We start from the raw sequence: 12,939 nt of genomic DNA on the forward strand, positions 1-12,939 counted from the left end.
TTCGCTTGCGATCCGCGCAAGATAAGCCTCTGCATCGCCGAGACAAGCGCGGTCACGGCGAGGTAACCATCTCCTTCAGCCTGATGGCCGTGAGCTCATCGGCCGGAAAGAAGGTCTCCAGCGCCAGCTCCGACAACGTGATGTCGACCGGCGTGCCGAACACCATCGTCGTCGAGAAGAAGCTCAGCACGTCGATCCCGACCCGCAGCCGCAGCGGGATCGCGACGCTGTCGGCCGCGAGCGGCGCCGATCGCGCCGGGAACGGATAGGACTTCAGCTCCTGATAAAGCTTCAGCAAATCGGCATCCGCCGTCGCCTCGCATTGCCGGTGCAGCCGCTCGAGCAGATGTCCGGACCATTCGGCGAGATTCACCGTCCGCGCTGCGAGCCCCTCCGGATGCAGCGCCACGCGCAGCACGTTGAGCGGCGGCGCAAGCAGCCGCGGTGGGACGCCTGTCAGCAGCGGCGCGATCATCCGGTTCGCCGCGACCAGGTTCCAGTGCCGGTCGATCGCGAGCGCAGGGTTGGGCTCATGGGCCTTGAGCACGAGGTTCATCGCCTCGCGCGCGGGCTTGAGCGCCGGATCATCCAGCGGGCGCTGCTGGAAGGCGGGCGCGTAGCCGGCCGCCACGAGCAACACGTTGCGTTCGCGCAAGGGCACGTCCAGTCGCTCCGCGAGTTTGAGGACCATGTCGCGCGACGGCGCGGCGCGGCCGGTTTCCACGAAGCTCAGATGGCGCGCCGATATCTCGGCATCGAGCGCGAGATCGAGCTGGCTGAGATGCCGGCGCTGCCGCCATTGCCGCAGGTGCTCACCGACATGAACGGGTCTGGCGCGGTCGGCGCGCGCCGAAGCAAGCTGTGCATTCATGGGCCAAGACCTATCACGCTGACGTCAGCGCCTCCATGACCTGCCAGGTAATCGAAATGCCTCCCGGCGCAGGTCATCGTCCTCACCACAGGAGATGACGATGAGCAGGCAGCGCAATCCCGAGACCTTTCCCTTCACCGCAGTCGGCCACTGGCTGGCGGGTCTCGCGACATCGCTGCTGGCGCGCTCGCTCAACCTGCCGGAGCCGCTGCTGCACGTCACGGGCAGCCTCGTCTTCGCGCAGGTCTATGCCATCGAGACAAGGGCAGCACGCTCGCTGCGCCCGGCGCGCCTGCGCCGTCAGCTCCTGGCCTGGTTCCGCTGAACCGCCCTCCCCCAAACCAAAGGAGACCCGACATGATCACCTCGTCCGCCCTGCTCCGCCGCGCCCTGCTCGCCGATGCCGCCTTCAGCGGCATTGCCGGGCTCGCGCTCACATTCGGCGCCTCGCCGCTGGCGGCGCTGCTGCAACTGCCCGACGCGCTGCTGCGCGAGACCGGTCTGTTCCTGATCGTCTACGCGGCCTTCGTCGGCTGGCTGGGCGCGCGGCCGATGGCGCCAAGGCCGCTGATCCTTCTGGTCATCGCCGGCAATGCGGCATGGACGGTCGGCAGCATCGCGCTGCTGTTCTCCGGCCTCGTCACACCGAACGTGCCCGGCGAAATCTTCGTCGCGGCCCAGGCGGTGGGCACCGGCGTCTTCGCCGAGCTGCAATATATCGGCTTGCGCCGCAGTTCCGGCACCGTAACGGCGTGACGCCGATCGGTGATGAGCGCCGGCCATCGTGCTCGCGCGGGCCGGCGCTCCCGCCCCAACCGATATTTGGGCATGCGCGGCGAATGCACCTTCGGCATAATCGGCGACCGACAGGAGATCGCAGCGATGCAGCCGCAGGTGAGCGGAACGGAAGGCTACGCCGCCGAAGCCGACGGTCTCTTCGTGCGGTACGAAAGCATCCCGTCGGAACAGGTTCATGCCGCCGTGCTTCATCTGCTGCCGAATACGCCCGCACGCGTGCTCGACATTGGAGCGGGCACGGGGCGCGACGCCGCGTGGTTGGCAGGCCTCGGACATCAGGTGGTTGCTGTCGAGCCGACCGATGCGCTGCGCGTCGGCGCCATGCGGCTGCATGCCTCGCCTGCGATCACCTGGATCGACGACAGCCTTCCGGAGCTCGCCACACTGGCCGCTCGTGATGAGCAGTTCGACCTCGTCATGCTGACCGCCGTCCTGATGCATCTCGATGAGGAGCAGCGGCGACGCGCGCTTCCCAACATCGCGGCGCGGATTGCTCCCGGCGGAATGCTGATCATGACGGTGCGGCATGGTCCGGTGCCGCCGGGCCGCCGGATGTTCGAGATCGCGGCCGAGGCGATCGTTGAGCCGGCGCGGCAGCTCGGGTTGACGCTCCAGCTCAACCGGCATGGCGAGTCGCTCGGCGCGGAGAACCGGGTTGCCGGCGTCACCTGGACGACGCTGGCCTTCGGCAAGCCGTCCTGAGAGATCCCGGAAACGAGCTGATCGGCTCAGGCCGCCTTGGCGCGGCTGGTCAGGGTCTTCGCCGGGGTGGATCTGGTCTTACCGCGATTGCCGGCAGCCGGGCGCCGGGTCTTGGCCTTGCCGCGAGCAGCCTCGCCGCCCGATTTGGCTCTGGCCTTGGGCCGCTGCTTGGCCTTGTCCTTGACGGGCTTCTCGACCTTTTTCTTCGCCTTCTTCTCGGCCTTCGCCTTCACCCGCGTCCGCTCGGCGCGCGCCTCGGCCTTCTGCTTCGCCCGCTTCTTCTCGCAGGCGTCGCATTTGCAGCCGATCGGCTTCAGATAGGCTTTGAAGTAGTCGGTGCCGTAGTCGTAGTTGATCTCCTCGCCCGGCTCGATGTTCTTGATGGCCCGGATGAAGATCTTCTTCTTGCGCGGCTTGACGTCGGACTCGGCGTTCGGCTTGCAGGAATGATTGATATAGCGGGCGACGTTCTCACGGACCGAGCCGTCGATGGTCCAGCGCTTGTCGAGCTCGAACAGATATTTGTTCTCGATCGCGTCCTCGTCCGCCTTCTTCGAATCCAGCAGCGGACCGAAATAGCGGACGATCTTGGTGCCCTTCTTGATCGGCTGGGTTGCGAACAGGCCGAGCCCCGTCTTGGAGCGGCCGATGCGATAGGGTTTGGTCGGCGGGATGACAGGCATGATCGATGAGAAGAGATGAACCTCGCGAGGCCGTCGTTCTAGGATAATTTGGCGACGCTGTCAGGTGTTTCCGGCCGCCGTTTCGAGCCGTCCCCAGTTTGCGCGGGCCGCAAGCCGCTTTCTCTTGCATTCCTGGTCCTCATCCCGCGACTTGCGCGCCAGGCGGCAGCCTCGGCACGGTGGCCTTCAGCATCGCCTCGAGCAGCGATTCGGCGTTGGTGCCAGCAGGCGAGCGGCGCAGGATGTCGGCGAGACGGCCGTCGAGCAGCAGCATCGTGTAGCCGTGCACCAGCGACCAGGCGCGCGCGATCGCGGCGGCCTGATCGAGCGACAGCTCCTCGTTGCCGACCTGGCCTTCGCTGCGTGCGGCCACCGAGCCCGCCAGCCCGGCGAACGAGGCCTCGGCCGCCTCGTGCAGCGACGGCCGCGAATAGTCGAGCCGCTCGGTGCGGAACATCAGCCCGTACATGCCGGGATTGGCCTGCGCATAGGCGACATAGGCGCGGGCGCGCGCCATCGCGCGCTCGATCGGCGTGCCCGGCTGCTCGCCCGCCGCCTTCATCGCGGCGTTGAAGCGCGTGAAGCCGATCGCGGCGAGCTCGCTGACGAGGCCGGTGAGATCCTTGAAATGATGCGTCGGCGCCGCATGCGACACGCCGGCCTCGCGCGCCACTGCGCGCAAGGTGAGTCCGGCGAGCCCGTCGCGCTCCAGCACGCGCTCGGCCGCCTCCAGCAGCGCATCACGCAGCGCGCCGTGATGATAGGGCGTCGCCGCCTCGCCCGCAGTGCCGGCCGCCCGCCGCACCCGCGCCCGTGCCGCCGATGTCGCGATGCGTCGAGGCTGCGCCCGGACTTTTTCAATCTTGCTCGTCATGAGCCTCCTTATACAAGCAATTTTGACAGCGTAAAGATTTGGCTTGACCCCGCCATGTTCGCCCGCTAGCTTTATCTTTACAACGTAAAGATAAAGTGGAGGAACGACCATGAGCGAAGCTACGCCGACGACCGCCCGGCAGACTCGGAAGGAGCGCAGCAATCTCGCGCCGATCCCGTTCGAATGCGACGCGCCGTTCCTCGCAATTACCGGCGAGCTGCCGCGTGAGCTGAACGGCACGCTCTATCGCAATGGCCCCAACCCGCAATTCGCTTCGCCCGGCTCGCACTGGTTCGTCGGCGACGGCATGCTGCACGCCTTCCATCTCGAGAACGGCCGCGCGTCCTATCGCAACCGCTGGATCCGCACGCCGAAATTCGAGGCCGAGCGCAAGGCCGGCCACGCCCTGTTCGGCGGCTTCGGCCGCCGGCTGGCGGACGCGCCCGCCGACGTCACTGATGGCGGCGTCGCCAACACCAACATCATCGCCCATGCCGGCCGCCTGCTCGCGCTCGAAGAGGCGCATCTGCCGACCGAGATCGAGCCGGGCACGCTCGCCACCCGCGGCTACCACGATTTCGGCGGCCGCCTGCGCGGCGCCTTCACCGCGCATCCGAAGACCGATCCGGTCACCGGCGAATTGCTGTTCTTCGGCTACAACGCCGCCGGTCCGCTGACGCCGGCGCTGTCTTACGGCACGGTCGATGCGGCCGGCAAACTGACGCGCATCGATCGTTTCGAGGCGCCCTATGCCAGCATGGTGCACGACTTCATCGTCACGGCCAACCACGTGCTGTTTCCAATCCTGCCGCTCACCGGCAGCATCGAGCGCGCAATGTCCGGCAAGCCGCCTTATGCCTGGGAGCCCGACAAGGGCGCCTATGTCGGTGTGATGAAGCGCAGCGGCGACATCAAGGACATCGTCTGGTTTCGCGGTGACGCCTGCTACGTCTTCCACATCATGAACGCCTGGGAGGACGGCGGCCGCATCGTCGCCGACGTCATGCAGTTCGAGGAAGCGCCGCTGTTTCCGCATCCCGACGGGCGCCCGACCGATCCGGCAAAGTCGGTCGCGCGGCTGTGCCGCTGGAGCTTCGACCTCGCCGGAAGCACCGACCGCTTCACGCAAACCTATCTCGACGACCTCACCGGCGAATTCCCCCGCATCGACGACCGCCGCGCCGGGCTCAAGAGCCGTCACGGCTGGTACGCCTGCGCCAATCCGGATGGCCCGCTGTTCGGCGCGCTCTCCGGGCTCGCCCATGTCGACGGCGCCGGCACGCGCCAGGCGACCCACCTGCTGCCCGCAGGCGACACCCTGTCCGAGCCGGTGTTCGTGCCGCGCAGCCTCGATGCCGCCGAGGGCGACGGCTGGCTGCTGACCGTGGTCTGGCGCGCCGGCTCCAACACCAGCGACCTCGCCGTCTTCAACGCCACCGATATCGGCGGCGGTCCCGTCGCCCTGGTGCATCTCGGACACCGCGTGCCCGATGGCTTCCACGGCAATTGGGTCGGCAGCGAAAATACAAACCATTGATCAGCCTGGATTAATTCGCGATTTCACGAAATTTTGACACTGTCAAGATTTGCTTGACGCGGCGCCGTCCGCGCCCTATCAATCTTGGCAGTGTAAAGATTGGCCAGACCAACGCTATGACGATCTTCCTTATCCTTGCGCCCTACGGCGTCTACGCGGCGCTGATGATGGTGGTCTCGGCCACGCTCAGCCTCGCCGTAGCCACGGTGATGTGCCTGGCCGTGATTGCGCTCGACGTCGCCAAGGGACGTTCGATCAAGATCCTCGGCCTGGGCTCGGCGATCGTGTTCGCAAGCGTAGCCGCCTACCTCAGCCTCATCGACCCGACGCTGAGCGCCTCGGCGGTGCGCCTGGCGGTCGACTGCGGCATTTTCGCGCTGTCGCTCGGCTCGATGCTGCTGCGCACTCCGTTCACGCTGCAATATGCGCTCGAGGCGGTCCCGCCGGAAACCGTGGCGATTCCCGGCTTTCTGCGCGCCAATTACGTCATCACCGGCGCCTGGACGCTGTCGGCGCTGCTGATGATGGTCGGCAACCTGATGACGCTCTACGTCCCCGGCCTGCCCTATTGGACCGGCCTCGCCATCGCCTTTGCCGCACGCAACAGTGCACTTTATTTCACGCGCTGGTATCCTGAGTATCGTAAGACGAAAGACATCGCCGCACCGACTGCGGCCGCAATGTCCGGCCAGGATTCGTGACGGGGTGTGCCCCAGGGAGACGTGCGTGAAGGACGTGTTTGCCAAACTGACGGCCGACTTCCTGTCGGCTGCGGTCTTCTTCATCCTGTATATCGCTACCGATAACGTCGTGCTGGCCACGGCCGCCGCGGTCGCCGTCGCGGTGGTCCAGGTGGTCTACGCCCGCGTCAGGGGTGTGAGCCTCAGCTTCATGGCCTATGCCAGCGTCGGCCTCGTCATCGTGCTCGGCGGCGTCACGCTGCTGACCAACGACCCGCGCTTCATGTTCGCCAAGCCTGCGATCGGCCATTTCGCCATCGGCCTCATCATGCTCAAGCGCGGCTGGATGCTGCGCTACGTTCCGCCGATCGTGGCGGAGACCATTCCGGAATACGTCAACGTCGCCGGCTTCGCCTGGGCGGCGCTGATGTTCGCGCTTGGTCTCGGCACCATCGCGGTCGCCATGACCGGCGACATCAAGCTGTGGGTGCTCTACATCACCGTGGTCGCGGGCGGCGCCAAGGTCGCGGCTTTTGCACTGCAGTTCGTCGCCTTCCGCTTCGTGGTCGCCAACCGCTTGCGGGCCGCGCGCGCGTGACGCAACCGATCGCCGTATTGGGCTTATCAGCAAAGATGCGCTATAGGGGCGCCCCGAGGCTTCCTCGAACAGTGCTTCGGGGTGCGGGATGGCAACGCCAGGAGAACGATCGATGGCTGTGGACGGCAACTGGAATCTGACCTTGAATACGCCGATGGGCGAGCGCAGCGCGACGCTGAGCGTGAAGAGCTCGGGCGCGACGCTGACGGGGACCCAGGCCGCGGAGGGCGATTCCGCCGAGATCTTCGACGGCACCGTCAACGGCGACGACGTCGCCTGGAAGGTCTCCATCACCAGCCCGATGCCGCTGACGCTCGACTTCAAGGGCAAGGTCGCCGGCGACACCATCTCCGGCGAGATGGGCATCGGCTTCATGGGCAGCTTCCCGTTCACCGGCGCGCGGGCCTGATCACCGTTCTGAAGGGTGGGCAAAGGCACGCCACGCCGGCCGCCGCTTCGTGGCGGCCCCACGCGCGCCGTGCCCACCATTAGCTCCGCAGTGCGCCAATCGACGGTGGGCACGCACCCCGCCCCGCGGGCGGACGCTTTGCCCACCCTACGCTTGCCGCGAGGCAACTGCCGGCTCAACAAGCACCGCTGTCGTCCCCGCGAAAGCGGGGACCCATAACCACAGGGCGCAGTTTGAGGCAGGATCGTAGTTGGCTGGTCGCACACCACATCTGCCGCGGCGTATGGGTCCCGGGTCGGCGCCACGACCGCGCTGTTGCGCGATCGCGGCTTGCCCGGGACGACACCGAGTTTCTTCCGCTCACGGTGTTTCATCCGCTTCACATTTCAAACAGCATGGACAAGCGCTCGCATTCCCGCGGCGCATGACGCCCGGGTGATGCATCGACATGCCCCTCTTCAAATGCAGAGGGCGCAGGGAAGGCCAGGCGTCGGCTGACGCCTGCGGCCCGCCTGCTAACAAAATGCAGGCGGCAGGTACCACAGGTGCAGCCGAGAACACCCGGCCTTCCCTGCGCGACGGTCTTCACGCTTATACGCAGTCTGCCTGGTGCACCGGGCTTGTTGGCCACCATGTCGCGACAACGCGCTTGCGCGCATTGCGCTGGACACCAGCATCGGGGTGTCGGCACGCTGCGACTTCGCGTCCGCGCCAAGCCGTTCGTCCGCGTATCCGAAGACACGCTGCGGCTCCATCGCGGCCATCGCCTCCCCGCCTCGCGTGTCGTGACGATCGCGCGCAACGCCCCTCCGCAGTGAGGCGGGATGGCGAGATAAAATCACGATTTCGGAAAAATCACAAGCGATTTATTTTTTTTAGAACCTTCCCCTTGGAATCGGATCGAACATTGGCCTATGGCCCGTCAGGGAAGCCGCGCCCCCCTCATTGAGGTCCGGCCAGCGGGACAGTGCGCGCACTTGTTTGTATTTCGCCCCCTGGCAGGCATCGAAGCCATCAACCGTGAGGCGGGGACTTCCTATATCCATCGCTACGGCTGCCGCAATGGCTCAAGCGGTCATCGTTGCGGTCGCGATCGGAATCTGATTGGATCACCTAACTCACATTCGAGCTAGGAATTGGGTAATTATAGTCCAACCTGCTTCATTGGAACTACAATGAGATATTTCTTACTTCTTTCGGTACTACTTTCCGGTACCGCCGCGGCAGAGGCCGCTCCGCAATCGAGTTGCGCAGCCAAGTTTATCGGTGACTGGCGACACTCAGGCAGTGGCAACAGAGGTACGCTACTCCCTGACGGCAGAGCATTGTGCAGCGAACACCCGGCTTGTGTCCAGGGTACGTGGACCTGCTCGGGAAACGTATTGACCTATACGAACAGCGCGGGGACATGGAACTACACGCTCGAGCCGGACGGAAAGTCCATGTCCACGAATGGCGGGGCCGCCACCGCTGTCCGCATCGGAGCGGTACCGGCAAACGCTCGTTCCCGGGATCTTGGCTCTGCAGCGAAGAATGTGACCGCTGACATTCTCGGCGTGGACAGAACGCAGCCGAATCCGGCAGCAACTCCCATTACCGAGCCCGTTGCCGAGCCACCATCAAGCGTAGTTCGACCGCCGCGGACAGTCAGTTCGGCCCCACAATCAGATCCAAGCCAGTGCGTGGTAGAGAAGGCGTGGCCGAAAGCTCCTGGGGTCAACTGGTACAGCCTGAAGAACAGCTGCAAGCGGCGGGTGACGTTGGATTATGACGACTGCGACCTGAATCTCAGCACGAACATGGTTCAGTGCTCAACAAAGACGCTCCCTCTTGCACCACGCAGCGAATTCGGCCCGGTGCCCAACCACAAGCACCCGCTCAACGCACGCGATTTCCGCTAGCAGCATCTCGAAACTCGACGGCCTAGCCCTATGCAGGGATAAGCGGAAACCCGTCCGTTGATCGCTTACCCCATGTACGCCAGCCCTCCGCGCTGAAGCAGATGTGGGACAAACTTGGCCGGGCCGCACCTCAAAACCAGATCTGCATCGGCACGCCATGCGCGTCGCGCGGTGCAGCTTCTTCCGGTACGCAGCCCGCGCAGTCGCGAGCGCCCAGCGCGACCGCGCAGGCGTCGAGGACGTCGTCGGGCTTGGCACCGGTGCCGATGCGGGCGCGGGTCATCCAGTCGTCGATGGCGGCGAAGCCTGCAGAAACTAACACGTCGCGCCGCAGCCTGGCGCCATGTTCCGTCTTCTTCGACGGCAACGGCGCGCCGTGGAGGCGCAGGAACACTAGCTCGGGATGCACCTCGCGAATATCGCGATCGAGATGCGCGCGCACGAAGGAGTCAATCTCCATGATCTTGCGGCCGAGATGCCAGAGCTGGCGCGAGGCGCGCTTCTGCCCGCGCCGTGAGGCCTCGATATTGGCCTCATCTGGGTCCTTGTAGTTCTCCCACAGCCAGCGCCGCGCGCCGGTGAACACGCGCGAGCGATGCGGCGCGAGTTTGTCGCGCGCGAGCTTGTCGCAGGTTCTGTTGCCGTCGTCGGTCATGCCGATGGGGATGTCGATCGCGGCGCGGGCAAAAGGAGCCGATAGTGCCATCGAAACGTCGGCGGGAAAGGCGATGTCGCGCCGGTCGCCTGCAATCGACACCGCGACCCAGCCGCGGGAGAAGCCGTCGAGACCGATGATGCGGTTGGCGTGCATTACATCAGACTACCAGTTGCTTCGTTCAGCATCGTGCTCCTCTTGCCACGAACGCACGCTGAGCCCCACGGCAGTCGGAGCCGAGCTGGCCCCACAACAGCAGTGAGCTCCCCTCCCCCTTGCGGGGAGGGGTCGGGGGTGGGGGTCTCCGGGCGCTGAACGCTATGGGCGCGCATACACATCAACCACCAAACTATCGAGAGAGCGAGGTCGCATCTCGCTGCGTTTCCTCGCCCATCAGATAGAGCGCGACTCGTGGACCCCCACCCCCCAACCCCTCCCCGCAAGGGGGAGGGGAGCGCACCGTCGGCGTACGAATTCGGTTGCCACGCTACGCACTCAGGCGAGATGGGCCTCCCCCATACACCAACGGCCGGGATCGCTCCCGGCCGCCGCAACAAACATCACGCCCGCCTCACCTCAGCCGAGGTTCAGCTCCTTGAAGAAGTCGTTGCCCTTGTCGTCGATGATGATGAAGGCGGGGAAGTCGACGACCTCGATGCGCCAGATGGCTTCCATGCCCAGCTCGGGATATTCGACGACCTCGACCTTCTTGATGCAGTGCTCGGCGAGGTTCGCCGCCGCGCCGCCGATCGAGCCGAGATAGAAGCCGCCGTGCTTCTTGCAGGCCTCGCGCACCGCCGGCGCGCGGTTGCCCTTGGCGACCATCACCATCGAGCCGCCGGCCGCCTGGAACTGGTCAACGAAGGAATCCATGCGGCCCGCGGTGGTCGGGCCGAACGCGCCGGAGGCGTAGCCGTCCGGAGTCTTGGCCGGACCGGCGTAATACACCGGATGGTTCTTGAAGTAGTCCGGCAGCGGCTCGCCACGGTCGAGGCGCTCGCGCAGCTTGGCATGGGCGGCATCGCGCGCCACGATCATGGTGCCGGTCAGGGACAACCGCGTCTTGATCGGGTTCTTCGACAGAGTGGCGAGGATGTCCTTCATCGGCTGGTTGAGGTCGATCTTGACGACCTCGCCGCCGAGCGCCTGCTCGACCTCCGGCAAATACTGCGCCGGATGATGCTCGAGCTCCTCGAGATAGACGCCGTCCTTGGTGATCTTGCCGAGCACCTGGCGGTCGGCCGAGCAGGACACGCCGAGACCGATCGGCAAGCTCGCGCCGTGACGCGGCATGCGGATGACGCGGACGTCATGGCAGAAATACTTGCCGCCGAACTGCGCGCCGACGCCGAGCGACTGCGTCATCTTGTGGATTTCCTGCTCCATCTCGAGATCGCGGAAGGCGTTGCCGTCCGGGGAGCCCTGCGTCGGCAGCGCGTCGAGATAACGGGCGGAGGCGAGCTTCACCGTCTTCATGCACAATTCAGCCGAGGTGCCGCCGATCACGATGGCGAGGTGATAGGGCGGGCATGCCGCGGTGCCGAGCGTCAGGATCTTCTCCTTCAGGAACGCCAGCAGCCGGTCCTTGGTCAGCACCGAGGGCGTCGCCTGGAACAGGAAACTCTTGTTGGCCGAGCCGCCGCCCTTGGCCATGAACATGAACTTGTAGGCGTCCTCGCCCTCGGCGTAGATCTCGGTCTGCGCCGGCATGTTGTTGGCGGTGTTCTTCTCTTCATACATCGACAGCGGCGCGACCTGCGAGTAGCGCAGGTTCCGGCGCAAGTATGCGTCGCGCGCGCCTTGGCTCAGCGCCGCCTCGTCGTCACCATCGGTGATGACGTTGCAGCCCTTCTTGCCCATGATGATCGCGGTGCCAGTATCCTGGCACATCGGCAGCACGCCGCCGGCGGAGATGTTGGCATTCTTCAGGAAGTCGAGCGCGACGAACTTGTCGTTCGGGCTGGCCTCCGGATCCTCCAGGATGCTGCGCAGCTGCTTCAGATGGCCGGGGCGCAGGAAGTGGTTGATCTCGCCGAACGCGGCCTCGGACAGCGTCCGCAACGCGTCGCGCGACACCACCAGCATGTCGCGGCCCAAGACCTTCTCGACCCGCACGCCCTCGGCCGTGATCTTCTTGTAGGGCGTGGTGTCCGGCCCGAGCGGAAACAGCGGCGTGTGCTTGTAGGGCGGGACGGGCTTGGACTGGTCGGGGAAAGCGGTGGGCGCGTTCATGGAAGACTCGTGGGTTGAAGGGCCGGAAAACGCCTGTCCGAGGCACCCGGCGATAGAGCCGTTCTAAGCCCTTTTTGGGGAAAAGAAAGCTGCCGGACTGCGGATGGCGCCCATGCGGCTGGTCCGCAGCGGGGGGGTCCAGCGAGCCCAGGCGGGGGGCTTGACAAGGCTGATAGCCTGCAAGGCGAGAGCTGATCGAGACACGATTCGACATCACATCGCGGAGGATCAACATGGCGACTTTTGTCCTCATTCCCGGCGGCTGGCGCGGCGGCTGGTGGTATGCCCCGCTCGCGGCGCGTCTCTGCCAGGCCGGTCATGCAGCCCATGCGATCACCCTGAGCGGGCTCGAGGAGACGCCTGCCCCGGGCGCGCACATCAACCTCGAGACGCATATCGCTGACGTGCTGGAGTTGTTGGCGGTCAAAGATCTCTCAGGTGTCATTCTCTGCGCGCACAGCTATGGCGGCATGGTGGCCTCGGGAGTCGCGGATCGCGCGCCGGAGCGGCTTGCCGCGCTGATCTACCTGGATGCGTTCGCGCCGGACGATGGTCAGGCCTGGTGGGACCTTGCCGGGGACGACTATCGACGGCTGGTGATCGCGCAGGCCGGACATGACGGGCTCACGGTGCTGCCGCGCGACGGTGTCGATCCCCGGTGCCGGCCGCATCCGCTCGGCACTTTCGTGCAGCGGCTTCGTCTGACGCGCCCTCATCCCGAGCTGCCGCGCGTCTTCGTCTACGCGACCGGATGGAGCGCGACACCGTTTACGGCGCAGTACGAGCGTCTGCGCAGTGATCCCGCCTGGACCGTGCGCACCGTCGCCTGCGCCCACGACGTGGTGAACTTGGCGCCTGATGAAACGTTCGAGGTGCTGATCGAGACAGCCCGGCAGATCGCCTCGGCGTGAAGCCGCCGCGGTTCGACGCCGTCACGAGCGAACGGCGAAATGAATTGAACCAGGGCAGCACCCTGCTAAACCTAAAGCTGTTGATCCA

At 65.6% G+C, this 12,939-nt stretch carries 14 protein-coding genes; 9 read left to right on the top strand and 5 right to left on the bottom strand.

The genetic code is table 11. The features are described from left to right. Positions 1–52: 52 nt before the first annotated feature. A complete protein-coding gene (locus tag QW868_RS12375) occupies positions 53–871 on the bottom strand; it encodes a helix-turn-helix transcriptional regulator (protein WP_316179152.1) in 819 nt (272 codons plus the stop codon). 100 nt (positions 872–971) lie between these two features. Between QW868_RS12375 and QW868_RS12380 the strand changes: the two genes are divergently transcribed. The 3 genes from QW868_RS12380 (at position 972) to QW868_RS12390 (ending at position 2,371) form a co-directional block, all read left to right on the top strand. Continuing rightward, entirely contained in the window at positions 972–1,196 is a 225-nt protein-coding gene (locus QW868_RS12380) for a hypothetical protein (protein WP_315739917.1), read from the top strand. A 32-nt stretch (positions 1,197–1,228) separates the two neighbouring features. Next, positions 1,229–1,627, top strand: a complete 399-nt coding sequence (locus QW868_RS12385) for a hypothetical protein (protein WP_315739918.1) — start codon at positions 1,229–1,231, stop codon at positions 1,625–1,627. Between the two features lie 126 nt (positions 1,628–1,753). Further along, complete coding sequence (locus tag QW868_RS12390) at positions 1,754–2,371, top strand: class I SAM-dependent methyltransferase (protein WP_316230670.1); 618 nt, start codon at positions 1,754–1,756, stop codon at positions 2,369–2,371. A gap of 26 nt (positions 2,372–2,397) precedes the next feature. Here the strand turns inward: QW868_RS12390 and QW868_RS12395 are convergent, their stop codons facing one another. After that, complete coding sequence (locus tag QW868_RS12395) at positions 2,398–3,054, bottom strand: SET domain-containing protein (RefSeq protein ID WP_315786756.1); 657 nt, start codon at positions 3,052–3,054, stop codon at positions 2,398–2,400. A 139-nt stretch (positions 3,055–3,193) separates the two neighbouring features. After that, on the bottom strand, positions 3,194–3,928 hold the full coding sequence (locus QW868_RS12400; protein ID WP_316230671.1) for a TetR/AcrR family transcriptional regulator: 735 nt from the start codon (positions 3,926–3,928) through the stop codon (positions 3,194–3,196). A 109-nt stretch (positions 3,929–4,037) separates the two neighbouring features. Between QW868_RS12400 and QW868_RS12405 the strand changes: the two genes are divergently transcribed. The 5 genes from QW868_RS12405 to QW868_RS12425 all read left to right on the top strand — a co-directional run bounded on the left by QW868_RS12405 (position 4,038) and on the right by QW868_RS12425 (position 9,053). Continuing rightward, on the top strand, positions 4,038–5,465 hold the full coding sequence (locus QW868_RS12405; RefSeq protein WP_316230672.1) for a carotenoid oxygenase family protein: 1,428 nt from the start codon (positions 4,038–4,040) through the stop codon (positions 5,463–5,465). A 116-nt stretch (positions 5,466–5,581) separates the two neighbouring features. Continuing rightward, a complete protein-coding gene (locus QW868_RS12410) occupies positions 5,582–6,166 on the top strand; it encodes a hypothetical protein (protein WP_315777516.1) in 585 nt (194 codons plus the stop codon). 25 nt (positions 6,167–6,191) lie between these two features. Beyond that, positions 6,192–6,743 (top strand): septation protein IspZ, encoded by a 552-nt coding sequence (locus tag QW868_RS12415; RefSeq protein ID WP_315739924.1) that lies wholly within the window; start codon positions 6,192–6,194, stop codon positions 6,741–6,743. Between the two features lie 112 nt (positions 6,744–6,855). After that, positions 6,856–7,152 (top strand): hypothetical protein, encoded by a 297-nt coding sequence (locus tag QW868_RS12420; RefSeq protein WP_315739925.1) that lies wholly within the window; start codon positions 6,856–6,858, stop codon positions 7,150–7,152. Positions 7,153–8,534: 1,382 nt separating this feature from the next. Continuing rightward, the gene (locus tag QW868_RS12425; protein WP_316230673.1) at positions 8,535–9,053 is read left to right on the top strand and encodes a hypothetical protein; all 519 of its coding nucleotides are present in this window, start codon (positions 8,535–8,537) and stop codon (positions 9,051–9,053) included. A gap of 130 nt (positions 9,054–9,183) precedes the next feature. On the opposite strand, the gene QW868_RS12430 is transcribed toward QW868_RS12425, so the two are convergent. After that, a complete protein-coding gene (locus tag QW868_RS12430; RefSeq protein WP_316230674.1) occupies positions 9,184–9,864 on the bottom strand; it encodes a DUF429 domain-containing protein in 681 nt (226 codons plus the stop codon). A 420-nt stretch (positions 9,865–10,284) separates the two neighbouring features. Then, complete coding sequence (locus QW868_RS12435; RefSeq protein WP_315738752.1) at positions 10,285–11,940, bottom strand: fumarate hydratase; 1,656 nt, start codon at positions 11,938–11,940, stop codon at positions 10,285–10,287. A gap of 233 nt (positions 11,941–12,173) precedes the next feature. On the opposite strand from QW868_RS12435, the gene QW868_RS12440 reads away from it, so the two are divergent. Then, complete coding sequence (locus QW868_RS12440) at positions 12,174–12,851, top strand: alpha/beta hydrolase (RefSeq protein ID WP_315812657.1); 678 nt, start codon at positions 12,174–12,176, stop codon at positions 12,849–12,851. Positions 12,852–12,939: the final 88 nt, after the last annotated feature.

Source organism: Bradyrhizobium sp. SZCCHNR1051, assembly GCF_032489615.1.
Lineage (GTDB): Bacteria > Pseudomonadota > Alphaproteobacteria > Rhizobiales > Xanthobacteraceae > Bradyrhizobium.

What these genes read in the sequence shown, in the direction of transcription:
- QW868_RS12390 (WP_316230670.1), top strand. Translation starts at nt 1,754, where the DNA reads ATGCAGCCGCAGGTGAGCGGAACGGAAGGCTACGCCGCCGAAGCCGAC.
- QW868_RS12380 (WP_315739917.1), top strand. Translation starts at nt 972, where the DNA reads ATGAGCAGGCAGCGCAATCCCGAGACCTTTCCCTTCACCGCAGTCGGC.
- QW868_RS12430 (WP_316230674.1), bottom strand. Translation starts at nt 9,864, where the DNA reads ATGCACGCCAACCGCATCATCGGTCTCGACGGCTTCTCCCGCGGCTGG.
- QW868_RS12385 (WP_315739918.1), top strand. Translation starts at nt 1,229, where the DNA reads ATGATCACCTCGTCCGCCCTGCTCCGCCGCGCCCTGCTCGCCGATGCC.
- QW868_RS12410 (WP_315777516.1), top strand. Translation starts at nt 5,582, where the DNA reads ATGACGATCTTCCTTATCCTTGCGCCCTACGGCGTCTACGCGGCGCTG.
- QW868_RS12405 (WP_316230672.1), top strand. Translation starts at nt 4,038, where the DNA reads ATGAGCGAAGCTACGCCGACGACCGCCCGGCAGACTCGGAAGGAGCGC.
- QW868_RS12420 (WP_315739925.1), top strand. Translation starts at nt 6,856, where the DNA reads ATGGCTGTGGACGGCAACTGGAATCTGACCTTGAATACGCCGATGGGC.
- QW868_RS12395 (WP_315786756.1), bottom strand. Translation starts at nt 3,054, where the DNA reads ATGCCTGTCATCCCGCCGACCAAACCCTATCGCATCGGCCGCTCCAAG.
- QW868_RS12435 (WP_315738752.1), bottom strand. Translation starts at nt 11,940, where the DNA reads ATGAACGCGCCCACCGCTTTCCCCGACCAGTCCAAGCCCGTCCCGCCC.
- QW868_RS12375 (WP_316179152.1), bottom strand. Translation starts at nt 871, where the DNA reads ATGAATGCACAGCTTGCTTCGGCGCGCGCCGACCGCGCCAGACCCGTT.
- QW868_RS12400 (WP_316230671.1), bottom strand. Translation starts at nt 3,928, where the DNA reads ATGACGAGCAAGATTGAAAAAGTCCGGGCGCAGCCTCGACGCATCGCG.
- QW868_RS12440 (WP_315812657.1), top strand. Translation starts at nt 12,174, where the DNA reads ATGGCGACTTTTGTCCTCATTCCCGGCGGCTGGCGCGGCGGCTGGTGG.